Origin of the sequence: Streptomyces dangxiongensis (assembly GCF_003675325.1) — a bacterium.
Lineage (GTDB): Bacteria > Actinomycetota > Actinomycetes > Streptomycetales > Streptomycetaceae > Streptomyces > Streptomyces dangxiongensis.
This window is the reverse complement of record NZ_CP033073.1, coordinates 2,522,354-2,547,367: the sequence shown is the minus strand read 5'-3', so window position 1 is coordinate 2,547,367 and position 25,014 is coordinate 2,522,354. Positions and strand designations below refer to the sequence as shown.

The following is a 25,014-nucleotide window of genomic DNA, read 5'->3' as shown; positions in this document are numbered from 1 at the left end:
GCCTTCGCTCTCAACCAGGCCGGGCATTCGGCCAGACTTGTCGGCCCCCGTCTCTATGGCCCCATGGCCTCCGAATACGGCGTGGACTTCGCGCCGGTGGAGGACGAGGCGGTGCGGCTCCACCAGCGGCCCGACGTCCGCGAGATCCTGGTCAACTCGGAAGGGCGGGGCGACAAGTACGACAAAGCCCGGGAGCGCATATTCGCGGAGATATTCCCCCGGCTGTACCCGATCATGCTGAAGGACATGTGGGACGCCGCCGCGGATGGCGCGGATGTGGTGATCCACTCCCACTCGTCGCGTCAGGCCGTGCACCAGATCGCCGAGAAGCTCGGGGTTCCGCACGTCCTGGGCACCCTTTACCCGCACTTCGTCGCCTCCCGGCGCTACCCCCCCGAGGTCGGCACCTTCGAGCAGCGGCCGGACAACCTGGAGCGTCACGCCCGGGCGAACGACAACCCGATCAAGGGGCCGCTCGCCGAGATGTTCGGCCGATGGCGGGCCGACGTCCTCGGACTTCCGCCCCGCGAGGGCGCCCTGGACAACAGGTTCCGAGCCGACGGAACGCCGGCGCCCGTACTCCTCGGTCTCAGCCCGCACGTCATCGAGCCGGCGGACGACTGGCCCGAATGGGTGCACATGACCGGATTCTGGATGCTTCCGCGCAGCGCGCGCTGGCAGCCGTCGAAAAGGCTGCTGCGATTCCTGGACGACGGCGATGCGCCGGTGTTCTTCGGATTCGGCAGCCATATCGGTACGGACCCCGAGGAAATCGGCCGCATCGTTCTGGAGGTCGTCCGCAGAACGGGGGTCCGCGCGATCGTCGTCACGGGCTGGGGCGGCGCCGCCATCCCGAATCCTCCGGACAACGTCCTGGTGGAGGACGAAATACCGTACGACTGGCTGTTCCCCCGCGTCCGTGCCGTGGTGCACCCGGGCGGAACCGGAGCACACAACACGGCACTGCGCGCCGGCGTCCCCCAGGTGATCTGTCCCTTCCAGAAGGAAGCGGTGATGTGGGCCGACCACCTGCACGGCCTGGGCGTCGCACCGCCGCCCGTCCCGCACCGGCACCTGACCGCGGACACGCTCACGACGGCGGTCGACCAGGCCGTCAAGGACCCCGGCATCGCCCGCGCGGTCGCGCGTCTGGCCCGGCTGACGTCCCCGGAGAACGGGGCCGAGAACGCCGTCCGAGTGCTCGAGAAGATCGTTCCCTGACCAGAACCGGAAGAGAACCCCGACCAAGGAAAGAGGATGAGATGTCCAATCCGTTCGAGGACGAAGCGGGCAGGTACCTGGTACTCGTCAACGACGAGGGCCAGCACTCGCTGTGGCCCGGTTTCGCCGAGATCCCCGCGGGCTGGGAAGTGGCCCATCCGGAGGACTCCAGGCAGGCCTGCCTGGACTACATCGAGAAGAACTGGACCGACATGCGTCCCGCGAGCCTGATCCGTCAGATGGCGGGATGACCGCACCGGCCGCCCCCCACACCACCGGCCCGCCGGGCACGACCCGGATGACCGTGATGTGGGGGGAGGCCGCGCGGGGCGACGAACGGCGTGTCACCCACGCGCAGCTCATCGCCTCGGCGGCCCGCATGCTGCGCTCACCCGCCGGCCGGATCCAGGTGGCACACGAACCGGGCGGCCGGCCCCGGCTCACCGGGCCCGCCCGCGGACTGCGGGTCAGCCTCAGCCACGGCGACGGCGTCGGAGCCGTCGCCCTCGGCCGCGGTCCGGCGGCACTCGGCGTGGACATCGAGCCCGTCCGGCCGCTGCCCGCCACCGCACTGGCTCGCCGGTGGCTCGGTGACACCCCCGCCGACTGGATCGCCGCCCTGCCCCGGCACGAGCGCGACGAGGCGTTCCTGGCGCTGTGGACCCGCAAGGAGGCCGTCGGCAAGGCCCGCGGACACGGCCTGCGCCGCGGAGGACTCACCCGGCCGGTCGCCGTGCCGGCTGACTGGCCGCCCACCCGACCGCCCGGCCGCCGGCTGCCGTTCCCCTCCGGCTCCGACACCGTGACCACGGTCGTGATCCCGGCCGGGCGCACCCGTGCGGTGCTGTCCATCGCCGTGAGCGGCCGGCCCGCGGCCCCGCTCGTCGCGGACCTGGGCGACTGGCGGACAGTCGCGTTCCGGTGACGACCACACGCAAGCTCAGGAAAGGAACCAAGGTGGCGCCACCCGCTGTCGACGCGCAAGCCCCCCGCGGCCGTCCGCTGCGGCGCCTGCTTCACCACTGTCTCCGCCACCGCGGGGCTCTGGCGCAGGCGCTGGTCGGCGCTGTGGGCGCCACCGCGATGAGCGTGGCGGTGCCGCTGATCACCCAGATCGTGCTCGACGACGTGGTCGTCGAGGGCGAGCGCCCCCTGCTCCCCTGGATCACCCTGCTGTCGGCCGTCGCCGCGGCCCGGTACGCGCTGACCTTTCTGCGCCGCTTCCAGGCGAGCCGGCTCGCCGCCGACGTCCAGCACGATCTGCGCGTCGCGCTGTTCCGGGCGGTGTCCCGCCCGGACGGTCCCCGGCCGGAGGAATTGGGTCCCGGCCAGCTCATGAGCCGTGCCACGGTCGACCTGAACGGCATTCACAGCCTGGTCGCCATGCTGCCGGCCCTGGTCTCCCACATCACCACCGTCATCGGGGTGCTCACCGTGATGGCCGTGCTCTCCCTGCCGCTGACGTCGGTGAGCCTGCTCATGGTCCCCGTCCTGTGGACGCTGGCCGGTCGCAGCCACCCACGGCTGCTGGCCGCCACCTGGCAGGCCCAGAACGAGGCGGCCGTCGCCGCCGGCGTCGTGCAGAGTTCCGTCGCCGGTGTCCAGCTCGTCAAGGCCACGGGCCGGGAGGAGCGGGAGACGGCCCGGTACGCGCACGCGGCCCGGCGGCTGTACGCCGCGCGCATGCGCGTCACCCGGCTGGTCGCCCGCTACCAGCCGCCGCTGCAGGCCGTACCGGCGCTCGCCCAGGTCGCCGTCCTGGCCCTCGGCGGCTGGGCGGTGACCGGGGGGCGCCTGAGCCTCGGCACCTTCGTCGCCTTCTCGATGTACCTCATCCAGCTAGAGGGCCCGCTGGGCATCCTGGCGGGTCTGGCGAACGCCGTCCAGCAGGCCACGGCCGCCGTCGCCCGCGTGCTGGAGCTGACCGACGCACCGCCGCGGGGCACGGACGGCGCCGCCCGGCTGCCCGGCGACGGACCCCTGGCCGTCGAGTTCGACCACGTCCGTTTCCGGTACACGCCCGACCGCCCGGTGCTCGAAGACCTGTCGCTGCGGATCGACCCCGGCGAGACGATCGCCGTCGTCGGCGGGCCGGGTTCCGGCAAGTCCACGCTCGCCCTGCTGCCGGCCCGGTTCCACGAGGCGCAGACGGGCGCCGTCCGGATCGGCGGCACGGACGTGCGCGAACTGCGTCTGGAATCGCTGCGCGCCTCCCTCGCCCTGGTGCCGGAGGAGAGCCTCCTGTTCGCCGGGAGCGTCCGCGACAACATCGCGCTGGGCCGCCCCGACGCCGACGACGAGGAGATCCGCGAGGCGGCACGGCTGGCCCAGGCCGACGGCTTCGTCTCGGCCCTCCCGAACGGCTACCTGACGGAGGTCGGCGAACGGGGCCGGACCCTCTCCGGCGGCCAGCGTCAACGCCTCGCCCTGGCCCGCGCCCTGCTCCTGAGGCCCCGTCTGCTGATCCTCGACGACGCGACCTCCGCGGTGGACCCTGCCGTGGAGGCGGCGATCCACGAGGGCCTGCGCACACACGCCGGGCGCCGTACGACGCTCGTGGTCGCGCGCCGCAGATCGACCCTGGCGCTGGCCGACCGCATAGCCGTACTGGACCGCGGCCGGCTCGCCGACCTGGGCACCCACGAGGAACTGCACGCCCGTTGCGCCCTCTACCGTGCCCACTTCGACGCGGTCCCGGCCGAGCCGTCCGGCACGCCCCCGCCGCCGGCCGGCCCCGCGCCCGGCCCGCACCCGCGGTCCGCGTCCGCGTCCGCGTCCGCGCCCAGACCCCCGGCCGTCGACGAGGACCCGGCCGTCGACGAGGACGCCCTGGCCCGTGACGTCGGTGGCGCGTTCGGCCTCCGCAGGCTCACCCGGGGCTTCCGGCTGCCGCTCGCGGCGGGCCTGGCCCTGGTGCTCGCCGACGTCCTGTGCGGTCTCGCCCAGCCCTACGCCGTGCGGTGGGGCATCGAGAGCATCACCGACGGGGCGGCTCCCACGGCGCTGTCGGCGGCGTGCGCCGCCGCCCTGGCCGTCACACTGCTGCGCTGGCTGGTCCAGCACGGCTCCCTGCGGGTCACCGGACGCACCGGCGAGCGCCTGCTGTACGCCCTGCGGGTCCGCATGGCCGCCCAGTTGCACCGCCTGGGCCTGGACCACTACGAGCGGGAGGCCGACGGCCGGACCCTCACCCGGATGACCACCGACGTGGACGCCGTCTCCGGTTTCGTGCAGACGGGGCTGACGGGCTTCCTCGCCGGCCTGCTCACCATGGGCGGAGTCCTGGTCCTCCTGCTGGTCGCCAACCCCGTCCTGCTCCTGGCGGCGCTGCTTCTGCTGCCCGCCCTGTACCTGGCCACGACCGTGTTCCGCCGCCGGTCGCTGGCCGCCTACCGGCTGGCGCGGGAGCGGACCGCCACGGTCAACGCCGCCCTCCAGGAGGGCGCGCAGGGCATGCCCGTCATCCAGGCCTTCCGCCAGGAAGGGGCGTTCCTGCGGCGGTTCACCGCACAGAGCGACGCCGTCCGGCGGGCGCGGATCCGCTCGCAGTACCTGATGGCGCTGTACTTCCCCTTCATCGAGTGCCTGGCCGCCGTCTGTACGGCCGGCCTGCTGGCCTTCGGTGCGCGGCACGTCCGGGACGGCTCCATGAGCGCGGCCACACTCGTCGCCTACCTGCTGTACCTGGAGCTGTTCTTCGTCCCCGTCCAGCAGATCTCCCAGCTCTTCGACACCTTCCAGCAGGCGCGGGTCTCCCTCGACCGGATCGACGAGCTGCTGCGGCTGCCCACCGGCACACCGCAGGCCGCGCACCCCCGCCCCGTCGGCCCGCTGCGGGGGGAGATCGTGCTGGACGACGTCCACTTCCGGTACGCGGACACCGCCGGCCCCGCGGCCCGGCCGGCCGCCCTGACCGGCGTCAGCGTCCGGATCCCCGCCGGACAGCGGGTGGCCGTCGTCGGCGAGACCGGGTCGGGCAAGTCGACCCTGCTGAAGCTGGTCGCGCGCTTCTACGACCCCACCGCGGGCGCCGTCCTCGTCGACGGGCAGGACATCCGCGAACTCGCCCTGAGCGCCTACCGGCAACGGCTCGGCCTCATACCCCAGGAGCCCTACCTGTTCGCCGGAACCGTCCGGGACGCCCTCGCCTACGGGCGGGACGACGCCACGGACGACGAGATCGAGACGGCGGCCCGGCTGACCGGGGCCCACTCCTTCATCACGGCGCTGCCCGACGGCTACCGGCACCGGCTCACCGAAGGCGGAGGCGACCTCTCCGTGGGCCAGCGCCAGTTGATCGCCCTCACCCGGACCCGGCTGGCCGCGCCCGCCGTGCTGCTCCTCGACGAGGCGACGTCCGCCCTGGACCCCGCCACCGAGGCCATGGTCGACGCCGCCACCGACCGGCTCGCGGCCCGGCGCACCACGCTGGTCATCACACACCGGCTCGCCCTGGCCGCCCGCGCCGACCGCGTCCTCGTGCTGCGCCACGGCTGCGTGTGCGAGGACGGAACGCACGACGAACTCCTGGCGCTGGGCGGGCACTACGCCGCCCTCTGGCGCGCTCACGAGGCGCACCCCCGTACGGAACTCCAGACGCAAGGAAGGCCCCAATGACCACCGAGCAGACGACGCCCCACCCGCGCGTCCTCCTCGCCGAACCCCGCGGCTTCTGCGCGGGCGTCCGGCGCGCCATCGGCATCGTCGAACGCGCCCTGGACCTGTACGGCGCGCCCGTGTACGTCCGCAAGGAGATCGTGCACAACCACCATGTCGTCGGCGAACTGCGGCGGCGCGGCGCGGTCTTCGTCGACAGCGAGGACGAGGTCCCCGAGGGCGCCGTGTGCGTCTTCTCCGCCCACGGCGTCTCCCCGCAGGTGCGGGCGGGCGCGACCGCGCGGCGGCTCGACGTCATCGACGCCACCTGCCCCCTGGTGGCGAAGGTGCACCAGGAAGCGGTCCGGTTCGCCCGCGACGGGCGCACCATCCTGCTGGTCGGGCACGAGGACCACGAAGAGGTCGAGGGGGTCCGGGGCGAGGCGCCGGCCCGGACCCTGGTCGTCGAGAGCGCCGAGGACGTCGAGCGGCTGGACGTCCCCGAGGACGCCCCGGTGGCGTACCTGACCCAGACGACACTGTCCTTCGACGAGACCGCCGAGGTCGTCCAGGCCCTGCACCGGCGCTTCACCGACATCGTCGGCCCGCACGGAGACGACATCTGCTACGCGAGCCAGAACCGCCAGAACGCGGTGAAGTCCCTGGCGCGCTCCTGCGACGTGGTCCTCGTGGTCGGATCCGAGAACTCCAGCAACTCCCAGCGGATGGTGGAGGTCGCCCGCCGCGAGGGCTGCCCCGCCCACCTCGTCCCCGACGTCACGCGCCTGGACGAGCGGTGGCTGGACTCGGCCGGCACGGTCGGCGTCAGCGCCGGCGCGAGTGCGCCCGAGATCCTGGTACGCGGCCTGGTGGACCGTCTGACCGCGCTCGGGCACACCGACGTCCGGGTGGACGACGGAACCCCGGAGGACGTGGTCTTCGCCATGCCCACGCGACTGGCCGACCCGGAGACCGGGCGGGCGCCGCGCACGCCGCTGGCCGACGAGGACCGGTGAGCGCCGTGACGACCAGCGTCGAACGCCCTGCCACCTCACTCGCCGCGCTGCGCGGTCCCGAGGACCTGTGCGCCCTGACCACGGAGCAGCTCCGGGAACTCGCCGGGGAGATCCGCCGCTTCCTCGTCGACAAGGTCAGCCGCACCGGGGGCCACCTCGGACCGAACCTGGGCGTGGTGGAACTGACCCTCGCCCTGCACCGCGTCTTCGACTCGCCCCGCGACACCCTTCTGTGGGACACCGGCCACCAGACGTACGTGCACAAGATCCTGACCGGCCGCGCCGACGCCTTTGACGCGCTGCGCCAGCCCGAGGGCCTGTCCGGATATCCCGCGCGGGAGGAGTCCCCGCACGACGTCATCGAGAACTCCCACGCCTCCACGGTCCTGTCGTACGCCGACGGCCTGGCCAAGGCGCACGCGCTGCGCGGGGTCACCGACCGGGCGGTCGTCGCGGTGATCGGTGACGGCGCCCTTACCGGGGGCATGGCCTGGGAGGCGCTGAACAACATCGCGGCGGCGCCGCACCGCCCCGTCGTCATCGTCCTCAACGACAACGGCCGCAGCTACGCGCCGACCGTCGGCGGCATCGCCGAGCACCTCGCGGCGCGCCGCGCCGCCGACCGCCCGGCCGGTGTGCCCGGCCTCTTCGACAACCTGGGGCTGGTCCAGCTCGGACCGGTCGACGGCCATGACATCGAGGCCCTGGAGGAGGCGCTGCGCGGGGCCGCCGCCCTGCGCCGGCCGGTGGTCGTGCACTGCGTGACCCGGAAGGGACACGGACACGCCCCCGCCGAGCGGAACGAGGCCGACCGCTGCCACGCCGTCCGCGCCCGGCCCGCCCCCGGTGGCGCGCCCGCGGTGAAGCGGGCGTCGTGGACCTCGGTGTTCGAGGCGGAACTGGCCGACCTGGGCGAGCGGCGGGCCGACATCGTCGCCCTGACCGCGGCCATGCTGGAGCCGACCGGGCTGACCGCGTTCGCCCGGCGCTTCCCCGAGCGGACCTTCGACGTGGGTATCGCGGAGCAGCACGCCGTCACCTCGGCCGCCGGACTGGCGCTCGGCGGCCTGCACCCGGTCGTGGCCGTCTACGCCACGTTCCTCAACCGGGGCTTCGACCAGTTGCTGATGGACGTCGCGCTGCACCGCGCGCCCGTCACCTTCGTGCTGGACCGGGCAGGGGCGACCGGTGACGACGGCCCCTCCCACAACGGCATGTGGGACCTGTCCCTGTTCCCGCTCGTACCCGGGCTGCGGGTGGCCGCCCCGCGTGACGCCGCGACCCTGCGCCGCGCGCTGGGCGAGGCCGTCGCGGTCGACGACGCGCCCACCGCGGTGCGGTTCCCCAAGGGCGTGGTGCCCGAGCCGGTGCCCGCGGTGGACACGGTCGCCGGCCTCGACGTGCTGCATCGCTCCGGCGAGGACGCCGACGTCCTGCTGGTGTCCGTCGGCCCGCTCGCCCCGGTCTGCCTGGCCGCCGCGGAGCTGCTGCGGCGGCGGGGCATCGGCGTCACCGTGGTGGACCCGCGCTGGATCATGCCGGTCGCGCCCGAGCTGATCGACCTGGGGCTCGCGCACCGGGCGGTGGTGAGCGTCGAGGACAGCGGCCGGGCCGGCGGTGCCGGGGCCGCCCTCGCCCAGGCGCTCACGGACGCCGGAGCCCGCCGTCCGGTCCAGGTCATGGGCCTGCCGCAGCGGTTCCTGGCCCAGGGGCGGCGCGAGGACATCCTCGCGCGCAGCGGTCTCACGCCCGACGGGATCCTCAGCCGGGCCCTGCGGGCGCTGGGCCGGTCCGGGGACACCACGCCGATCAGGAGGAGCAGAGGAGAATGACGGTTCAGCTCGGGATGCCCGCCGTACCGCCGCAGACCCTGGGGGAGCGCCGCAGGACCCGCGCACTGCGCGTGGGCCGGGTGGGCGTCGGTGGTGACTTCCCCATCGCCGTGCAGTCGATGACCACCACGGTCACGGCCGATGTGAACGCGACCCTGCAGCAGATCGCCGAGCTGGCCGCGGCGGGCTGCGACATCGTCCGGGTCGCCTGCCCGTCGCCGGACGACGCGGACGCGCTGCCCGTCATCGCGGCGAAGTCGTCCCTGCCGGTCATCGCCGACATCCACTTCCAGCCGAAGTACGTCTTCGCCGCCATCGACGCCGGCTGCGCGGGGATCCGGGTGAACCCGGGCAACATCAGGAAGTTCGACGACCAGGTGGCGGCCATTGCCCGCGCCGCCAAGGACCGGGGCACCCCGATCAGGATCGGGGTCAACGCCGGTTCCCTGGACGCCCGGCTGCTGGCCAAGCACGGCAGGGCGACTCCCGAGGCGCTGGTGGAGTCCGCGCTGTGGGAGGCCTCGCTCTTCGCCGAGCATGACTTCCACGACCTGAAGATCTCGGTGAAGCACCACGACCCGGTGGTGATGATCCGTGCCTATGAGCTGCTGGCCGAGGCCTGCGACTACCCCCTGCACCTCGGCGTCACCGAGGCGGGCCCGGCCTTCCAGGGCACCGTGAAGTCGGCCGTGGCCTTCGGCGCCCTGCTCCGGCAGGGCATCGGCGACACGATCCGGGTGTCGCTGTCGGCCCCGCCGGTGGAGGAGGTCAAGGTGGGCCTTCACATCCTGCGGGCGCTCGGTCTGCGTCCGCGCAAGCTGGAGATCGTCTCCTGTCCGTCGTGCGGCCGGGCCCAGGTGGACGTCTACCGCCTGGCCGCCGAGGTGACGGCCGCTCTGGAGGGCATGGACATCCCGCTGCGGGTCGCCGTGATGGGGTGCGTGGTCAACGGCCCGGGTGAGGCCAGGGAGGCTGACCTGGGTGTGGCCTCCGGCAACGGCAAGGGACAGATCTTCGTCCGGGGCAAGGTCGTGCGGACCGTACCGGAGTCGAGGATCGCGGAGACCCTCATAGAGGAGGCGCTCAGGCTGGCCGGTGAGGCACGGGAGGAATCGGCGGCGTAAGGCGCACGGGCGCATGCACGCGACCGGGGGCCGCGGGGGACCATCCCCGCGGCCCCCGGTCGTGCCAGGGCGGCAAGGTAAGAATCTGACTAGAGCATTGCCAAGTCGTGGGGGAGCAAAGCGCCCCATTACCAGACAAGAAGGCTCAGTTCCTGCACAGACGCGCGCGCTCACTCTCATGTGTGACAGTCAGCACACCGACCAGGTAAAGACCTCATCAAATAGTTTGTGATACGGTTCACGAGAACCCCGGGTAGAACCGAAGGGCCGCAGTGCGACGGGCCATCGGTGTGAGGTCTCACCACTCAGTCCGGGACTACGCTCGTCCATGACGACACCCTGCCCCCTGTGAAAGCGGAGTTGCCGCCATGCCGTCCAATGACGCCCAGATCCTGGCCCAGGCCGCCGTGCCCACGGCTGTCGTCGGCGCGATCGCCGCCGTCGTCAGCGGTGTGGTCGCGGGGGGCAAGGGAGCGATCGGAGCCGTCGTCGCGACGCTGGTCGTCTTCGTCTTCATGGGACTCGGTCTCTACGTCCTGCAGCGCACCGCCAAATCGCTTCCGCAGCTTTTTCAGGGCATGGGCCTGCTGCTCTACACGGCCCAGCTCCTGTTGCTGGTCATCTTCGTGGCCGTGTTCAGGGACACCACGCTGTTCAATCCCCGCGCCTTCGCCATCGTCCTCGTGGTCACCACCGTCGCGTGGATCACCGCGCAGACGCGTGCCCACATGAAGGCCAAGATCCTCTACGTCGAACCCGACGCCTCCTCCGAGGGCGGCAGGCCCGAGAAGACAGGGCACTCGTCGTGAGGGGTAGGGCCGGGATAAAGGCGCACGGGAGATCCTGCTATCGTCCGGTGCCAACTGCGGCATCGCGGGCGCGGGCATCTGAGCTGACGCCTGTTCAGTCGCGAGGCGAGATGCCCCACAGCCGCCCCCACATCCGTAACACCAGTCCCGTGCCGAACCGCGGCCCAGTGCCGCGCCGACACAACGAGGTTGCCGTACTTATGCGCCACGATGAAGGAGCCCGCGGTGAGTGCTGACCCGACGCAGGTGCTCGCCTTTGAGTCCGACTGTCACATCTTCTCCGGATGTGGGTTCCCGGCCCCCGGCCTGCATTCCTTTGTCTTCGAGCCGCTGTTCACCGTCGGCGGGTTCGAGTTCAACAAGCCGATGCTCCTCGCCCTGCTCGGCACGATCGCGATCGTGGGCTTCTTCTGGGCCGCGTTCGCCAAGCCCAAGCTCGTGCCGGGCAAGGTCCAGATGATCGGCGAGGCCGGCTACGACTTCGTGCGCCGCGGCATCGTCTTCGAGACCCTCGGCAAGCGCCAGGGCGAGAAGTACGTGCCGCTCATGGTGTCGTTGTTCTTCTTCATCTGGATCATGAACCTGTGGTCCATCGTCCCGGTGGCGCAGTTCCCGGTGACCTCCATGATCGCGTTCCCCGCGGGTCTGGCGGCCATCGTCTACATCCTGTGGATGTACCTGACGTTCAAGAAGCACGGCTTCGTCGGGGGCCTGAAGAACATCACCGGCTACGACAAGTCGCTCGGCGCCGTGCTGCCCGTGATCGTCGTGATCGACTTCTTCTCGAACGTGGTGATCCGGCCGTTCACCCACGCGGTACGACTCTTCGCGAACATGTTCGCCGGTCACCTGCTCCTGCTGACCTTCAGCATCGGCAGTTGGTACCTGCTGAACGGCGTGGGCATCGTCTACGCCGGCGCCTCGTTCGTGATGACCATCCTCCTCACCGCGTTCGAGCTCTTCATCCAGGCCGTGCAGGCGTACGTCTTCGTACTCCTCGCCTGCAACTACGTTCAGGGTGCTCTCGCCGAACACCACTGAGCCTCCTCGCTCTCCCTGTCCAACCGACCGTCCGGTGGCCAACCCCCACCGGTCTCTGTAAAGAAGAGAAGGAAGAACCGGCATGTCCGCTCTCCAGACCCTCGCCGCCTCCGGCCTCACCGGCAACCTCGGTTCGATCGGCTACGGCCTCGCCGCGATCGGCCCCGGTATCGGCGTCGGCATCATCTTCGGCAACGGCACCCAGGCGCTGGCCCGCCAGCCCGAGGCGGCCGGTCTGATCCGCGCCAACCAGATCATGGGTTTCGCGTTCTGTGAGGCTCTGGCGCTGATCGGCATCGTCATGGGCTTCCTCTTCCGCAGCTGAAGCGCGTTTCGACGCAACTCCCTTAGACGGAAGGCACTGATGTGAACGCCCTGGTACAGCAGGCGGCTGAAGAGGCCCAGAACCCTCTGATCCCCGAGATCCCAGAGCTCGTCATCGGCCTGATCGCTTTCGCCATCGTCTTCTTCTTCCTCGCCAAGAAGTTCCTCCCGACCATCAACAAGGTCCTGGAAGAGCGTCGCGAGGCCATCGAGGGCGGTATCGAGAAGGCCGAGGCCGCACAGACCGAGGCCCAGAGCGTCCTCGAGCAGTACAAGGCCCAGCTCGCCGAGGCCCGGCACGAGGCCGCGCGCCTGCGCCAGGAGGCGCAGGAGCAGGGTGCCGTGCTCATCGCCGAGATGCGGGCCGAGGGTCAGCGGCAGCGCGAGGAGATCGTCGCCGCCGGTCACGCGCAGATCGAGGCCGACCGCAAGGCCGCCGCGTCCGCGCTGCGCCAGGACGTCGGCAAGCTCGCCACCGACCTGGCCGGCAAGCTCGTCGGCGAGTCCCTCGAGGACCACGCCCGGCAGAGCCGTGTGATCGACCGCTTCCTCGACCAGCTCGAGGAGAAGGCCGAGGCCACGCGATGAACGGAGCGAGCCGCGAGGCCCTGGCAGCCGCCCGTGGGCGTCTCGACGCGCTGACGGACTCCACGGCCGTGGACGCCGCGCAGCTCGCCGACGAGCTGGCGGCCGTCACCGCGCTGCTCGACCGCGAGGCCGGCCTGCGCCGGGCCCTCACCGACCCGGCTCAGCCCGGAGAGGCGAAGGCGCAGCTAGTCCAGCGTCTGATCGGGGGCCAGGTCAGCGGCACCACCGCCGACCTGGTGTCCGGGCTGGCCCGGTCCCGCTGGTCGCAGACCCGCGACCTGGTGGACGCGGTCGAGGAGCTGGCGAGCATCGCCGACCTCACGGCCGCGGAGAAGTCGGGCACCCTCGACGACGTCGAGGACGAGCTGTTCCGGTTCGGCCGGATCGTCTCCTCCGCCACCGGGCTGCGCGCCGCGCTCACCGACCGCGCCGCCGGAGCCCCGGCCAAGACCGAGCTGCTGCACCGGCTCCTCGGCGGGCGGGCCCAGCCGGTCACCGAGCGTCTGGTGACGCGCCTCGCCACCGCGCCGCGTGGACGTAGCCTGGAGTCGGGACTGGAGTCCCTGTCCAGGCTGGCCGCGGAGCGCCGGAACCGCATGGTCGCCGTCGTCACCTCGGCGGTGCCCCTGAGCGACGGACAGAAGGAGCGCCTCGGCGCCGCCCTGACCAAGCTCTACGGGCGCCGGATGCACCTGAACCTCGACGTCGACCCCGAGGTCGTCGGAGGCATGCGGGTGCAGGTCGGTGACGAGGTCATCAACGGCTCGATCGCGGACCGGCTGGACGAGGCCGCCCGCCGCATGGCGAGCTAGCAACACCTCGGCATTTCCAGAAAAGCAAGACGTAATTACGGCCCTGGTTGGGCCGTGCAGAGGATTCACCTCCTGTTGGGGGGAGTCCCCACCCCCCCAAAGTGAAACTTCGGGCCCAACAAGGAGAGCAGGGAACCCAGATGGCGGAGCTCACGATCCGGCCGGAGGAGATCCGGGACGCGCTGGAGAACTTCGTCCAGTCGTACAAGCCGGACGCGGCCTCGCGCGAGGAGGTCGGTACGGTCACCGTCGCCGGCGACGGTATCGCCAAGATCGAGGGCCTGCCCTCGGCCATGGCGAACGAACTGCTGAAGTTCGAGGACGGATCCCTCGGTCTCGCGCTGAACCTGGAAGAGCGCGAGATCGGTGCGGTCGTCCTCGGCGAGTTCAGCGGTATCGAGGAGGGGCAGCCGGTGCACCGCACCGGTGAGATCCTCTCCGTGGCGGTCGGCGAGGGCTACCTCGGCCGCGTCGTCGACCCGCTCGGCAACCCGATCGACGGCCTCGGCGAGGTCGAGACCGACGGCCGCCGCGCCCTCGAGCTGCAGGCCCCCACGGTCATGCAGCGCAAGTCGGTGCACGAGCCGATGGAGACGGGCTACAAGGCCGTCGACGCGATGACCCCGATCGGCCGTGGTCAGCGTCAGCTGATCATCGGCGACCGCCAGACCGGCAAGACCGCCCTGGCCGTCGACACGATCATCAACCAGCGCGACAACTGGCGCTCGGGCGACCCGAAGAAGCAGGTCCGCTGCATCTACGTCGCCATCGGCCAGAAGGGCTCCACCATCGCCGGCGTGCGCCGCGCGCTGGAGGAGAACGGCGCCCTGGAGTACACGACCATCGTCGCCGCCCCGGCGTCCGACCCGGCCGGCTTCAAGTACCTGGCGCCGTACACCGGTTCGGCCATCGGCCAGCACTGGATGTACCAGGGCAAGCACGTCCTGATCATCTTCGACGACCTGTCGAAGCAGGCCGACGCCTACCGCGCCGTGTCGCTGCTGCTGCGCCGCCCGCCGGGCCGTGAGGCCTACCCGGGTGACGTCTTCTACCTGCACTCGCGTCTGCTGGAGCGCTGCGCCAAGCTCTCCGACGACGAGGGCGCCGGCTCGATGACCGGTCTGCCGATCGTCGAGACGAAGGCCAACGACGTCTCGGCGTTCATCCCGACCAACGTCATCTCCATCACCGACGGCCAGTGCTTCCTGGAGTCGGACCTCTTCAACGCCGGTCAGCGCCCCGCGCTGAACGTCGGTATCTCCGTCTCCCGAGTCGGCGGTTCCGCGCAGCACAAGGCGATGAAGCAGGTCTCCGGCCGTCTGCGTGTCGACCTCGCCCAGTTCCGTGAGCTGGAGGCGTTCGCCGCCTTCGGTTCCGACCTGGACGCGGCCTCGAAGTCGCAGCTAGAGCGCGGTCAGCGCATGGTCGAGCTGCTGAAGCAGGACCAGTACCAGCCGATGTCCACCGAGGACCAGGTCGTCTCCGTGTGGGCCGGCACCACCGGCCGGATGGACGAGGTGCCGGTCGCCGACATCCGCCGCTTCGAGAAGGAGCTGCTGGAGTACCTGCACCGCAAGGAGCAGGGCCTCATGACCTCCATCCGCGAGGGCGGCAAGATGTCCGACGACACGCTCACGGCCATCGCGGACGCCATCGTGGAGTTCAAGAAGCAGTTCGAGACCTCGGACGGCAGGCTGCTCGGCGAGGACACTCCTGCCGCTGCCGCCAAGTGACGTAAGGAAGGACCTGACTCATGGGAGCCCAGCTCCGGGTCTACAAGCGTCGCATCCGATCCGTCACCGCGACCAAGAAGATCACCAAGGCGATGGAGATGATCGCCGCCTCGCGCGTCGTCAAGGCGCAGCGCAAGGTGGCGGCCTCCACGCCGTACGCGACCGAGCTGACGCGCGCGGTCACGGCGGTCGGTACGGGTTCCAACACCAGGCATCCGCTCACCACGGAGACGGAGAACCCGGCCCGCGCCGCGGTCCTCCTCCTCACGAGCGACCGCGGTCTCGCCGGCGCCTTCAACTCCAATGCCATCAAGGCGGCGGAGCAACTGACCGAGCGCCTGGAGCGCGAGGGCAAGCAGGTCGACACGTACATCGTCGGCCGGCGCGGTGCCGCCCACTACAACTTCCGTGAGCGCAAGATCGCGGAGTCGTGGAGCGGGTTCACCGACGAGCCGACGTACGCGGACGCCAAGAAGGTGGCGGCGCCTCTGATCGAGGCGATCGAGAAGGACACGGCCGAGGGTGGTGTGGACGAACTCCACATCGTCTTCACCGAGTTCGTCTCGATGATGACGCAGACGGCGCTCGGCGCCCGGCTGCTGCCGCTGCGTCTCGACGAGGTCGCGCAGGAGAGCGCCCCCCAGGGCGAGATCCTGCCGCTGTACGACTTCGAGCCGTCGGCGGAGGACGTCCTCGACGCCCTGCTGCCGCGCTACGTCGAGAGCCGTATCTACAACGCGCTGCTCCAGTCGGCCGCTTCGAAGCACGCCGCCACGCGGCGCGCGATGAAGTCGGCCACCGACAACGCGGGCGAGCTGATCAACACGCTGTCCCGCCTTGCCAACGCGGCCCGCCAGGCCGAAATCACCCAGGAAATCAGCGAGATCGTCGGTGGCGCCAGTGCCCTGGCCGACGCGACCGCGGGGAGTGACCGATAAATGACCACCACTGTTGAGACCGCGACGGCTACGGGCCGCGTCGCCCGGGTCATCGGCCCGGTCGTCGACGTGGAGTTCCCCGTCGACGCGATGCCGGACATCTACCAGGCGCTGCACGTCGAGGTGGCCGACCCGGCCAACGCCGGCGAGAAGAAGACGCTGACCCTCGAAGTCGCCCAGCACCTGGGTGACGGCCTGGTCCGCACCATCTCCATGCAGCCGACCGACGGTCTGGTCCGCCAGGCCCCGGTCTTCGACACCGGCGCCCCCATCTCGGTGCCGGTCGGCGACTTCACCAAGGGCAAGGTGTTCAACACCCTCGGTGAGGTGCTGAACGTCGACGAGACCTACACCGGCGAGCGCTGGCCGATCCACCGCAAGGCCCCGAACTTCGACGAGCTCGAGTCGAAGACCGAGATGTTCGAGACGGGCGTCAAGGTCATCGACCTGCTCACCCCGTACGTCAAGGGCGGCAAGATCGGTCTGTTCGGCGGTGCCGGCGTCGGCAAGACGGTGCTCATCCAGGAGATGATCTACCGTGTCGCCAACAACCACGACGGTGTCTCCGTGTTCGCCGGTGTCGGTGAGCGCACCCGTGAGGGCAACGACCTCATCGAGGAGATGACCGACTCGGGCGTCATCGACAAGACCGCGCTGGTCTTCGGTCAGATGGACGAGCCCCCGGGCACCCGTCTGCGCGTCGCGCTGGCCGGCCTGACCATGGCCGAGTACTTCCGTGACGTCCAGAAGCAGGACGTGCTGTTCTTCATCGACAACATCTTCCGCTTCACGCAGGCCGGTTCCGAGGTCTCCACGCTGCTCGGCCGTATGCCGTCCGCGGTGGGCTACCAGCCGAACCTGGCCGACGAGATGGGCCTCCTCCAGGAGCGCATCACCTCGACCCGCGGTCACTCGATCACCTCGATGCAGGCGATCTACGTCCCCGCGGACGACCTGACCGACCCGGCCCCGGCCACCACCTTCGCCCACCTCGACGCGACGACGGTTCTCTCCCGTCCGATCTCCGAGAAGGGCATCTACCCGGCCGTGGACCCGCTGGACTCCACGTCCCGGATCCTGGACCCGCGTTACATCACGGCGGATCACTACAACGCGGCCATGCGCGTGAAGACGATCCTCCAGAAGTACAAGGACCTCCAGGACATCATCGCGATCCTCGGTATCGACGAGCTGGGCGAGGAGGACAAGCTCGTCGTCCACCGTGCCCGTCGTGTGGAGCGCTTCCTGTCCCAGAACACCCACGTCGCCAAGCAGTTCACCGGCGTGGACGGCTCGGACGTGCCGCTCGACGAGTCGATCGCCGCGTTCAACGCGATCTGCGACGGCGACTACGACCACTTCCCCGAGCAGGCGTTCTTCATGTGCGGTGGCCTTGAGGACCTCAAGGCCAACGCCAAGGAGCTGGGCGTCTCCTGAGCCTCGTGCTCGCGTGAGGGGGCGGGCGAGTCCCGCCCCCTCATCCACGCCTACTAGAATTGACCCCAACACCCGGCACTACCGCCGGGTGGTGACCCGAGGAGCCACCCTTGGCTGCTGAGCTGCACGTCGAGCTGGTCGCCGCCGACCGTCAGGTCTGGTCCGGCGAGGCCACCCTGGTCGTCGCGCGCACCACGTCCGGCGACATCGGCGTCATGCCCGGTCACCAGCCGCTGCTCGGTGTGCTGGAGTCGGGCCCGGTGACCATCCGTACGAGTGAAGGCGGAACGGTCGTCGCCGCGGTGCACGGCGGTTTCATCTCGTTCGCGGACGACAAGCTGTCGCTGCTGGCCGAGATCGCCGAGCTGTCGGACGAGATCGATGTCCAGCGCACGGAGCGTGAGCTGGAGCGCGCGAAGGCGGAGGGCGACGCCGGTGCCGAGCGCCGCGCGGACGTCCGACTGCGCGCGGCGGCGGCGCGCTGAACCAGCCGCGCTGTACGTTGACGTCACTCAGCCGCGGCCGGCCCGGAGCAATCCGGTGCCGGTCGCGGCTGAGGCAGATGTGGATGTTTTTTCCGTTTCATTACTCAGTGACACCGGCGGTGCCACTGCCTGAGAGACGAGGAGGTCGGTGCCGATGGTCCTCGCTCTGACTGTGTGCGGGATCGTGGTCGCGCTCCTGGCGGTGGGGTTGTTCCTGTTCGGGCTGCGCCGCAGGCTGATCCAGCGTTCCGGCGGTACGTTCGACTGTTCGCTGCGCTGGGACGTACCCGAGGAGCCGGACGCGGGCGGTAAGGGCTGGAGCTACGGCGTCGCCCGCTACAACGGTGACCGCATCGAGTGGTACCGGGTCTTCTCCTACGCCGTCCGCCCGCGCCGCGTCCTGGAGCGCGCGCAGATCGAGGTGGCCGGCCGCCGGCTGCCCGAGGGCGAGGAGGAGCTGGCGCTGCTGTCCGACGCGGTGGTGCTGGCCTGTGCGCACCGGGGCGCGCACCTCGAACTCGCCATGAGCGAAGACGCGCTGACCGGATTTCTCGCGTGGCTGGAAGCGGCCCCACCCGGACAGAGGGTGAATGTGGCGTAGCCGCGTTCACCCTCCCCCGGACGAAGGCCGGGGGAGGGTGAAGGGCGGGGTGCAGTTCGCTTCTACAGGTTGTTGCTGATGGCGCTCACCAGTTCACCGTCGCTGGTGTCACCGCTGAACTCCCAGAAGAACGCGCCGCCGAGGCCCTGGCTGTTGGCCCAGGCCATCTTCGACTTGATGGTGGCGGGGGTGTCGTACGACCACCAGTTGCTGCCGCAGTGGGCGTAGGCCGTGCCGGCGACGGTGCCGGTGGCCGGGCAGGACGACTTGAGGACCTTGTAGTCCTCGATGCCCTGCTCGTAGGTGCCGGCCGCCGGGCCCGTGGCCGTACCGCCCGGGGCGTCCTGGGTGACGCCGGTCCAGCCGCGGCCGTAGAAGCCGATGCCGATGAGCAGTTTCTTCGCGGGGACGCCGATCGCCTTGAACTTGGCCAGCGCGTCGGCGGTGGTGAAGCCCTCCTTGGGGATGCCGGAGTACGAGGTGAGCGGGGAGTGCGGGGCGGTCGGGCCCTTCGCGTCCCAGGCGCCGAAGAAGTCGTACGTCATCACGTTGTACCAGTCGACGTACTGGGCGGCGCCCGCGTAGTCGGCGGCCTCGATCTTGCCGCCGGCGGAACCGTCGGCGGTGGTGGCCGCGGTGATCAGGTTGTTGGACCCGAACTTGGCGCGCAGGGCGGACATCAGGTTCCTGTAGGCCGCCGCCCCGCTGGTGTCACAGGTCAGACCGCAGGCGTTCGGGTACTCCCAGTCGATGTCGATGCCGTCGAAGACATCGGCCCAGCGAGGGTCCTCCACCAGGTCGTAGCAGGACTGGGCGAAGGCCGCCGGGTTCTTGGCCGCGTCCGCGAAGCCGCCGGACCAGGTCCAGCCGCCGAAGGACCACAGCACCTTGATTTTCGGATACTTGGCCTTCAGCTCGCGGAGCTGGTTGAAGTTGCCGCGCAGCGGCTGGTCCCAGGTGTCGGCGACGCCGCTGACCGACTGGTCGGCGGTGAAGGCCTTGTCGTAGTCGGCGTAGGAGTCGCCGATCGCGCACTTGCCGCCGGTGACGTTGCCGAAGGCGTAGTTGATGTGCGTGATCTTGGCCGCGGAGCCGGACGTCACCAGGTTCTTGACGTTGTAGTTCCGGCCGTAGATGCCCCACTCGGTGAAGTAACCGAGCTTGACCTTGTCACCGGTGGGCGGGGGAGTGCCGCCGCCGCCGGTGGTGTGCACCTTGACGGCGCCGCTGACCGGTCCGGTCTGGTTGGCGGTGTCGCGGGCCTGCACGGTGTAGGAGTAGTCGGTGCCGGCGGTCAGACCGCTGTCGGTGTACGACGTGGTGGTGACCGTGCCGACGACCTTGCCGTCGCGCAGGACGTCGTAGTTCTTGACGCCCTTGTCGTCGGTGGCCGCGCCCCAGCCGAGCTTCACCGAGGTGTCGGTGACGGAGGAGGCGGTGGGGGTGCCGGGCGCGGAGGGTGCCGCGTCACCGGGGACCGTCGTGCCGTCGCAACTGTCGCCGTTCAGCTTGCAGTTGGACGGGGAGCCGGAGCCCGCGCCGTTGAAGCCGAAGGAGATCGAGGCGCCGGGGCCGATGCTGCCGTTGTAGGACTTGTTCTTCGCGGTCCAGTGGGTTCCGGAGTTGGTGACGTCCGCGTCCCAGGAGGAGGTGACGGACGTACCGGAGGGGAAGTCCCACTCGACGGTCCAGGAGCTGATGCTGGAGCTGCCGGTGTTCTTGATGGTCCACTGGCCACCGAAGCCGGTGCCCCAGTCGCTGGTCTTGGTGTAGGTGGCGGTGGCGTTGCTCGCGGCCTGGGCGGGGCTCGCGAGGCCGACCAGGCCGGCCAGCGGGAGCGACAGGGTCGCGAACCCTGCCGCGGCTCTGTGTCTGAAGCGCATGCTGCGCCTCCCTCGTCGTCGGGGGTGTCAGGGGCATGACTGAGCCTCCATGCCCGAGTGCTGCGAGAGTAGAAAGGTCTGGACCACTCGTCAATAGGTCTGGACCATTCAGGAGTCGTCCCGATGGAGCCCCAACTCCACGGCCAGAACCGCCGCTTGCACCCGGCTGCGCAGCCCCAGCTTCGCCAGCAACCGGCTGACGTGCGTCTTCACCGTGCCCTCCGCCATGTCCAGCCGTGCCCCGATCCGCGCGTTCGACAGGCCCTCACCGATACAGCCCAGCACCTCCCGTTCCCGCCGGGTGAGCCCCTCCAGCACCGCCGGGCCGGACCGCGCCCCCCGCACCGGAGCCGCCGCGAACTCGGCGATCAGCCGGCGCGTCACGGCCGGCGCCACGATCCCCTCCCCGCGCGCCACCGTCCGCACCGCCTCCAGCAGGTCCCGCGCCTCGGCGTCCTTCAGCAGGAATCCGGCCGCGCCCGCCCGCAACGCCCCGAACACGTACTCGTCCAGGTCGAACGTGGTCAGCACGAGCACGTCCGCGAACCCTTCCGCGACGATCCGCCGGGTCGCCGACACCCCGTCCAGCCGGGGCAGCTGCACATCCATCAGGACGACGTCCGGCCGCAGCTCCCCCGCCAGCCGGACCGCCCGCTCACCGTCCTCCGCCTCCGCGACCACGTCGATGTCCGGCGCGCTGCGCAGGATCAGGACGAGCCCGGCGCGGACGGCGGACTGGTCCTCGGCGACCAGGACCCGGATCACGCGGAATCTCCCCCGGTGAGCGGAAGCGTGGCGCGTACGGCCCACCGCCCGCTCTCGGGGCCCGCCTCGCAACGCCCGCCGAGCAGCGCGGCGCGCTCCCGCATCCCGGTGAGCCCGGAGCCCGAGCCCGGGGCGCGAGGCGGGTCGCCGGGCCGGCAGGGGCTGGTCACCCGGATGTCCAGCATCCCGTCCCGCTGCCGCAGAGCGACGTGGACGCGCCCCTGGGTGCCGTGCTTCAGGGCGTTCGTCAGCGACTCCTGCACGATGCGGTAGGCGGCCAGTTCGACCGGCGTGGGCACTTCGGTGCGCCCGGCGTCGAGCCGGACGTCCAGGCCGTTGGCCCGGGCGGCGGAGACCAGCGCGGCCAGACCGTCGAGGGTGGGGGACGCGGCGGGCGCCCGGTCGCCGGAGTCGTCGCGCAGGATGCCGATCAGCCGGCGCATCTCGGCCAGGCCCGCCACACTGTTCTCCCGGACGACGGCCAGGGCGTCCCGCGCGGTCTCCGGGTCGCCGATCGACAGCGCCGCCGTGGAGTGGATGGCGATGGCCGACAGGTGGTTGGCGACCATGTCGTGCAACTCGCGTGCCACCCGGACCCGTTCAGCGGTGACCGCCTGCGCGCGGTCCATCTCCGCGAGCAGCGCGGTCTGTTCGGCACGCAGCCGGGCGGCCTCGGCGGCGTCGCGGTGGTCGCGCACCACCCAGCCGGTGGTGGCGGGCGCGAACGCCACCACACCGATGGCGACGCCGATCAGCAGGCCCTGCGGATCGCGCCAGAGGGTGGCGGGCACGACCCCGCCGAGCACCGTGCACAGCCCGGTGATCCAGGGGATCCGGCGGGCCGAGGCCGCGGTGCCGTACAGCACGGCCGCGTACACCAGGTCCGTGTACAGCACCACGGTGACGAGACTGCCCTCGGTCACCGTGTCCAGGGTCAGCGCGGCCGTGCCGACGAGCAGGCCGGTCCGGGGCCGGACGCGCCGCAGCAGCTCGCAGACGACGGTCACCGCCAGCGGCACCAGCGGGGCCCACGCCGGGTGCCACAGCACGACGGGGTCCGTATCGGGACGCGGGTGCGTTCCCAGCGCCCAGAACAGCACTCCGCCGGCCAGTCCGCCCACGGCGATGCGCAGGTCGTCGCGGTGCGGTCGGGGGAGTGCGCGGGCCATGGTCCTCATCCAACACGGCCGGGCGGCGGTGCGCCTGCTCCCCGGGGAGGGTGCCGCACTGCGACTTTCGCTTACGGCGGCCTCGTCCGCGCCGACGACGGAACCGGTGCCGCGGGCACGGGACCCTGGAGGGGTGGACGAGGGGAGCACGTCATGATCGTCGCACTGGTGGCCGCCGCCGAGGTGGCGTTCTGGGTGCTGCTGGCGGCCGGACTGGCCGTCCGGTACGTGGTGCGGATGCCGCGCACCGGCCTGGCGCTGCTGCTGTGCGAGCCGCTCCTGGAGGTCGTGCTCCTCGTCGCCACCGCGACGGACCTCAGGAACGGCGCCGGACCCGACTGGCGGCACGGCCTCGCCGCCGTCTACGTCGGCTTCACGGTCGGCCTCGGCCCGGCCACCCTCAGGTGGGCGGACGCCTGGGCGGCCCACCGCTTCGCCGGCGGCCGGCGCCCGGCCAGGGCCCCGAGGTACGGCCGGGCGCGCACCGTCCACGAATGGAGGACCGCGGGCCGCTGGATCCTGTCCTCGGCCGTCGCCCTCGCCCTCCTCGAATGCGCCGTCCGGTACGTCGGCCCCGACGGCGACACCGGCGTGCTGCGGGCGTGGCAGGAGCGCATGCTGTGGCTGATCGCCGTCAACCTGGTCATCGCCGTCAGCTACACGCTGTTCCCGAAGCGGGAGCCCCGGGACGGGGCCGCCGCAAATCCTGTCGACACCGAGGCGGGCGCCGGTGGATCATTCCCGCGATGACACGCACCGACACGCCTCCCGCCTGGGACGAGCGCACACAGCTGACCACCTTCCTCGACTACGTCCGCGCCACCGCGCGCGCCAAGTGCGAGGAACTCTCCGACGAGGACGCCCGTAAGGCTCCGCTCCCCGGCTCGCCGCTGATGACCATGAGCGGGCTGATCAACCATCTGCGCTGGGTCGAGTACTACTGGTTCCGGGTCATCTTCCTCGGTCAGGAGGACGAGGGCCCCTGGACCGACGAGGACCCCGACCGCGAGATGCGCGTCGCCGTCGACATCCCGCTCTCCCGGCTGCTCGGCGAGTACGCCGAGGAGTCCGCGAGGCACAACGAGCTGATCGCCGCGCACGACCTGGCCACCAAGGCCCGGCGCAAGCGGGACGACGGCAGCGTGTTCGACCTGCGCTGGATCGTGCTGCATCTCATCGAGGAGACGGCCCGGCACAACGGCCACCTCGACATCCTGCGCGAGCTGGCGGACGGCCGGACCGGCTCCTGACCGTACCGGCGTCCGGCCGGGCCGCGGGAAAGAGGGCTAACGCTCCCCGCCCGGCACCCACAGCACGTCGCCGACCTCGCGGTTGGCACTGCGGGCCAGAATGAACAGCAGGTCCGAGAGGCGGTTCAGGTAGGTCGCGGTGAGCGGGTTCATCGTCTCGCCGTGCACCTCCAGGGCCGCCCATGTGGAGCGCTCGGCCCGCCGTACGACCGTGCACGCCTGGTGGAGCAGGGCGGCACCCGCGGTGCCCCCGGGCAGGATGAAGGAACGCAGCTTCTCCAGCCGTTCGTTGAAGCGGTCGCAGTCCGCCTCCAGCTTGTCGACGTAGAACTGCTCCACCCTGAGCGGCGGGAACCGCGGGTTCTCCACCACCGGCGTCGACAGGTCCGCACCCACGTCGAACAGGTCGTTCTGGACGCGGGTGAGGACCGTGACGATCTCCTCGTGCAGCCCGCCCAGGGCGATCGCGGTGCCGATGACCGCGTTGGCCTCGTTGGTGTCCGCGTACGCGGAGATGCGGAGGTCCGTCTTGGGCACCCGGCTCATGTCGCCGAGGCTGGTGGTGCCCTGGTCGCCGGTCCTGGTGTAGATGCGTGTCAGATTGACCATGCGGCCAGCGTAGTTAGGCCCCGGCCGTCCGGAACAGCCGTGTGCCCACCGTCACGGCCAGTACCGAGAACCCGACGGCGACCAGGACGCCGTGGAGCATGTGCGTGGTCGCGTACCGGCCGACGTAGGCGTCGCGGACCGCGTCCACCAGATAGCGGAACGGCACGAGGTGCGAGAGCACGTCCAGCCAGCCCGGCGCCAGGGACATCGGGAGCATCAGCCCGGACAGCAGCATCGACGGCATCGACACCGCGTTGATCAGCGGTCCGAACTCCTGCGGGGTGCGGACCTTCATGCCGAGCGCGTACGACAGCGAGGCCAGCGAGACCGTCAGCAGCGCGACGAACGCGAAGCCGATCAGCACGCCGGCCAGCGGCGCGCGCAGGCCCATCACCAGCGCGGCCAGCACCAGCAGCACCGCCTGGAAAACGAAGACCGTGGCGTCGCGCAGCACCCGGCCGAGCAGCAGGGCGAGCCGGCTGACCGGGGTCACCCGCATCCGCTCCAGCACCCCCTGCCCCTTCTCCACGATGACCGTGAACCCGGCGAACAGTGCCCCGAACATGCCGAGTTGGAGCAGCAGGCCGGGCACCAGCACCTGCCAGGAGCTGCCCTCACCGCCGAGCGGCAGGCCGGTCAGCAGCGGACCGAAGAAGAGCAGGTAGAGCAGGGGCGTGAGCACGCCGAAGAGCAGGGCGAAACGGGAGCGCAGCGACTGGCGCAGATAGCGGCCGTAGACGAGGGCCGTGTCGTGGAGGAGCATCGGGCGGATCCCTGTCTG

At 71.0% G+C, this 25,014-nt stretch carries 24 protein-coding genes; 19 read left to right on the top strand and 5 right to left on the bottom strand.

What is annotated here, in order from left to right:
- Positions 1-63: 63 nt before the first annotated feature.
- The 17 genes from D9753_RS11210 (at position 64) to D9753_RS11130 (ending at position 18,557) form a co-directional block, all read left to right on the top strand.
- Positions 64-1,221 carry a glycosyltransferase gene (locus D9753_RS11210; protein WP_338057972.1) on the top strand — a complete coding sequence of 386 codons (1,158 nt, stop codon included), beginning with the start codon at positions 64-66 and terminating at the stop codon, positions 1,219-1,221.
- A gap of 41 nt (positions 1,222-1,262) precedes the next feature.
- The gene (locus D9753_RS11205) at positions 1,263-1,472 is read left to right on the top strand and encodes an MbtH family protein (protein WP_121786883.1); all 210 of its coding nucleotides are present in this window, start codon (positions 1,263-1,265) and stop codon (positions 1,470-1,472) included.
- Positions 1,469-2,146, top strand: coding sequence for a 4'-phosphopantetheinyl transferase family protein (locus D9753_RS11200; RefSeq protein ID WP_121786882.1), 678 nt, complete (start codon positions 1,469-1,471; stop codon positions 2,144-2,146). Before D9753_RS11205 ends, D9753_RS11200 begins: the two co-directional genes overlap by 4 nt.
- A 32-nt stretch (positions 2,147-2,178) precedes the next feature.
- Positions 2,179-5,838, top strand: coding sequence for an ABC transporter ATP-binding protein (locus tag D9753_RS11195; RefSeq protein ID WP_240468106.1), 3,660 nt, complete (start codon positions 2,179-2,181; stop codon positions 5,836-5,838).
- A complete protein-coding gene (ispH, locus tag D9753_RS11190; protein WP_121786881.1) occupies positions 5,835-6,833 on the top strand; it encodes a 4-hydroxy-3-methylbut-2-enyl diphosphate reductase in 999 nt (332 codons plus the stop codon). The genes D9753_RS11195 and ispH overlap by 4 nt, the downstream gene beginning before the upstream one ends.
- 5 nt (positions 6,834-6,838) lie before the next feature.
- Positions 6,839-8,665 (top strand): 1-deoxy-D-xylulose-5-phosphate synthase, encoded by a 1,827-nt coding sequence (locus D9753_RS11185; protein ID WP_121791013.1) that lies wholly within the window; start codon positions 6,839-6,841, stop codon positions 8,663-8,665.
- On the top strand, positions 8,662-9,789 hold the full coding sequence (ispG, locus tag D9753_RS11180) for a flavodoxin-dependent (E)-4-hydroxy-3-methylbut-2-enyl-diphosphate synthase (RefSeq protein ID WP_121786880.1): 1,128 nt from the start codon (positions 8,662-8,664) through the stop codon (positions 9,787-9,789). The genes D9753_RS11185 and ispG overlap by 4 nt, the downstream gene beginning before the upstream one ends.
- Positions 9,790-10,157: 368 nt before the next feature.
- Positions 10,158-10,598, top strand: coding sequence for a hypothetical protein (locus D9753_RS11175; RefSeq protein WP_121786879.1), 441 nt, complete (start codon positions 10,158-10,160; stop codon positions 10,596-10,598).
- Positions 10,599-10,808: 210 nt separating this feature from the next.
- Entirely contained in the window at positions 10,809-11,639 is an 831-nt protein-coding gene (atpB, locus tag D9753_RS11170) for a F0F1 ATP synthase subunit A (protein WP_121786878.1), read from the top strand.
- A gap of 82 nt (positions 11,640-11,721) precedes the next feature.
- The gene (gene atpE / locus D9753_RS11165; RefSeq protein ID WP_121786877.1) at positions 11,722-11,964 is read left to right on the top strand and encodes an ATP synthase F0 subunit C; all 243 of its coding nucleotides are present in this window, start codon (positions 11,722-11,724) and stop codon (positions 11,962-11,964) included.
- Positions 11,965-12,005: 41 nt separating this feature from the next.
- The gene (locus D9753_RS11160; protein ID WP_121786876.1) at positions 12,006-12,551 is read left to right on the top strand and encodes a F0F1 ATP synthase subunit B; all 546 of its coding nucleotides are present in this window, start codon (positions 12,006-12,008) and stop codon (positions 12,549-12,551) included.
- Complete coding sequence (locus D9753_RS11155; protein ID WP_121786875.1) at positions 12,548-13,363, top strand: F0F1 ATP synthase subunit delta; 816 nt, start codon at positions 12,548-12,550, stop codon at positions 13,361-13,363. The genes D9753_RS11160 and D9753_RS11155 overlap by 4 nt, the downstream gene beginning before the upstream one ends.
- A 140-nt stretch (positions 13,364-13,503) precedes the next feature.
- Positions 13,504-15,096 (top strand): F0F1 ATP synthase subunit alpha, encoded by a 1,593-nt coding sequence (atpA, locus tag D9753_RS11150; RefSeq protein WP_121786874.1) that lies wholly within the window; start codon positions 13,504-13,506, stop codon positions 15,094-15,096.
- A gap of 20 nt (positions 15,097-15,116) precedes the next feature.
- Positions 15,117-16,034 carry a F0F1 ATP synthase subunit gamma gene (locus tag D9753_RS11145; protein ID WP_121786873.1) on the top strand — a complete coding sequence of 306 codons (918 nt, stop codon included), beginning with the start codon at positions 15,117-15,119 and terminating at the stop codon, positions 16,032-16,034.
- On the top strand, positions 16,035-17,471 hold the full coding sequence (gene atpD, locus D9753_RS11140; protein ID WP_121786872.1) for a F0F1 ATP synthase subunit beta: 1,437 nt from the start codon (positions 16,035-16,037) through the stop codon (positions 17,469-17,471). It begins immediately after the preceding gene.
- Between the two features lie 110 nt (positions 17,472-17,581).
- Complete coding sequence (locus tag D9753_RS11135) at positions 17,582-17,956, top strand: F0F1 ATP synthase subunit epsilon (RefSeq protein ID WP_121786871.1); 375 nt, start codon at positions 17,582-17,584, stop codon at positions 17,954-17,956.
- Positions 17,957-18,110: 154 nt separating this feature from the next.
- Positions 18,111-18,557 carry a DUF2550 domain-containing protein gene (locus D9753_RS11130; protein WP_121786870.1) on the top strand — a complete coding sequence of 149 codons (447 nt, stop codon included), beginning with the start codon at positions 18,111-18,113 and terminating at the stop codon, positions 18,555-18,557.
- Positions 18,558-18,619: 62 nt separating this feature from the next.
- On the opposite strand, the gene D9753_RS11125 is transcribed toward D9753_RS11130, so the two are convergent.
- The 3 genes from D9753_RS11125 to D9753_RS11115 all read right to left on the bottom strand — a co-directional run bounded on the left by D9753_RS11125 (position 18,620) and on the right by D9753_RS11115 (position 22,374).
- A complete protein-coding gene (locus tag D9753_RS11125; protein WP_121786869.1) occupies positions 18,620-20,440 on the bottom strand; it encodes a glycoside hydrolase family 18 chitinase in 1,821 nt (606 codons plus the stop codon).
- Positions 20,441-20,548: 108 nt separating this feature from the next.
- Positions 20,549-21,205 carry a response regulator gene (locus tag D9753_RS11120; RefSeq protein ID WP_121786868.1) on the bottom strand — a complete coding sequence of 219 codons (657 nt, stop codon included), beginning with the start codon at positions 21,203-21,205 and terminating at the stop codon, positions 20,549-20,551.
- Positions 21,202-22,374 carry a sensor histidine kinase gene (locus tag D9753_RS11115; protein ID WP_121786867.1) on the bottom strand — a complete coding sequence of 391 codons (1,173 nt, stop codon included), beginning with the start codon at positions 22,372-22,374 and terminating at the stop codon, positions 21,202-21,204. Before D9753_RS11115 ends, D9753_RS11120 begins: the two co-directional genes overlap by 4 nt.
- Positions 22,375-22,527: 153 nt before the next feature.
- Here D9753_RS11115 and D9753_RS11110 point away from each other — a divergent pair, with 153 nt between their 5' ends.
- Positions 22,528-23,124, top strand: coding sequence for a hypothetical protein (locus D9753_RS11110; RefSeq protein ID WP_121786866.1), 597 nt, complete (start codon positions 22,528-22,530; stop codon positions 23,122-23,124).
- Complete coding sequence (locus D9753_RS11105; protein ID WP_121786865.1) at positions 23,121-23,624, top strand: DinB family protein; 504 nt, start codon at positions 23,121-23,123, stop codon at positions 23,622-23,624. The genes D9753_RS11110 and D9753_RS11105 overlap by 4 nt, the downstream gene beginning before the upstream one ends.
- A 36-nt stretch (positions 23,625-23,660) precedes the next feature.
- Here the strand turns inward: D9753_RS11105 and D9753_RS11100 are convergent, their stop codons facing one another.
- Together D9753_RS11100 and D9753_RS11095 are read right to left on the bottom strand one after the other, a co-directional pair.
- Complete coding sequence (locus D9753_RS11100) at positions 23,661-24,233, bottom strand: cob(I)yrinic acid a,c-diamide adenosyltransferase (protein ID WP_121786864.1); 573 nt, start codon at positions 24,231-24,233, stop codon at positions 23,661-23,663.
- Positions 24,234-24,246: 13 nt separating this feature from the next.
- Positions 24,247-24,996, bottom strand: a complete 750-nt coding sequence (locus D9753_RS11095; protein WP_121786863.1) for an ABC transporter permease — start codon at positions 24,994-24,996, stop codon at positions 24,247-24,249.
- Positions 24,997-25,014 lie beyond the last annotated feature (18 nt).

Coding starts and splice junctions, on each gene's coding strand:
- atpB (WP_121786878.1), top strand. CDS start 10,809: ATGAAGGAGCCCGCGGTGAGTGCTGACCCGACGCAGGTGCTCGCCTTT.
- atpA (WP_121786874.1), top strand. CDS start 13,504: ATGGCGGAGCTCACGATCCGGCCGGAGGAGATCCGGGACGCGCTGGAG.
- D9753_RS11110 (WP_121786866.1), top strand. CDS start 22,528: ATGATCGTCGCACTGGTGGCCGCCGCCGAGGTGGCGTTCTGGGTGCTG.
- D9753_RS11210 (WP_338057972.1), top strand. CDS start 64: ATGGCCTCCGAATACGGCGTGGACTTCGCGCCGGTGGAGGACGAGGCG.
- D9753_RS11115 (WP_121786867.1), bottom strand. CDS start 22,374: ATGGCCCGCGCACTCCCCCGACCGCACCGCGACGACCTGCGCATCGCC.
- D9753_RS11125 (WP_121786869.1), bottom strand. CDS start 20,440: ATGCGCTTCAGACACAGAGCCGCGGCAGGGTTCGCGACCCTGTCGCTC.
- atpE (WP_121786877.1), top strand. CDS start 11,722: ATGTCCGCTCTCCAGACCCTCGCCGCCTCCGGCCTCACCGGCAACCTC.
- D9753_RS11175 (WP_121786879.1), top strand. CDS start 10,158: ATGCCGTCCAATGACGCCCAGATCCTGGCCCAGGCCGCCGTGCCCACG.
- D9753_RS11145 (WP_121786873.1), top strand. CDS start 15,117: ATGGGAGCCCAGCTCCGGGTCTACAAGCGTCGCATCCGATCCGTCACC.
- D9753_RS11205 (WP_121786883.1), top strand. CDS start 1,263: ATGTCCAATCCGTTCGAGGACGAAGCGGGCAGGTACCTGGTACTCGTC.
- D9753_RS11095 (WP_121786863.1), bottom strand. CDS start 24,996: ATGCTCCTCCACGACACGGCCCTCGTCTACGGCCGCTATCTGCGCCAG.
- atpD (WP_121786872.1), top strand. CDS start 16,035: ATGACCACCACTGTTGAGACCGCGACGGCTACGGGCCGCGTCGCCCGG.
- D9753_RS11130 (WP_121786870.1), top strand. CDS start 18,111: ATGGTCCTCGCTCTGACTGTGTGCGGGATCGTGGTCGCGCTCCTGGCG.
- D9753_RS11100 (WP_121786864.1), bottom strand. CDS start 24,233: ATGGTCAATCTGACACGCATCTACACCAGGACCGGCGACCAGGGCACC.
- D9753_RS11105 (WP_121786865.1), top strand. CDS start 23,121: ATGACACGCACCGACACGCCTCCCGCCTGGGACGAGCGCACACAGCTG.
- D9753_RS11155 (WP_121786875.1), top strand. CDS start 12,548: ATGAACGGAGCGAGCCGCGAGGCCCTGGCAGCCGCCCGTGGGCGTCTC.
- ispG (WP_121786880.1), top strand. CDS start 8,662: ATGACGGTTCAGCTCGGGATGCCCGCCGTACCGCCGCAGACCCTGGGG.
- ispH (WP_121786881.1), top strand. CDS start 5,835: ATGACCACCGAGCAGACGACGCCCCACCCGCGCGTCCTCCTCGCCGAA.
- D9753_RS11200 (WP_121786882.1), top strand. CDS start 1,469: ATGACCGCACCGGCCGCCCCCCACACCACCGGCCCGCCGGGCACGACC.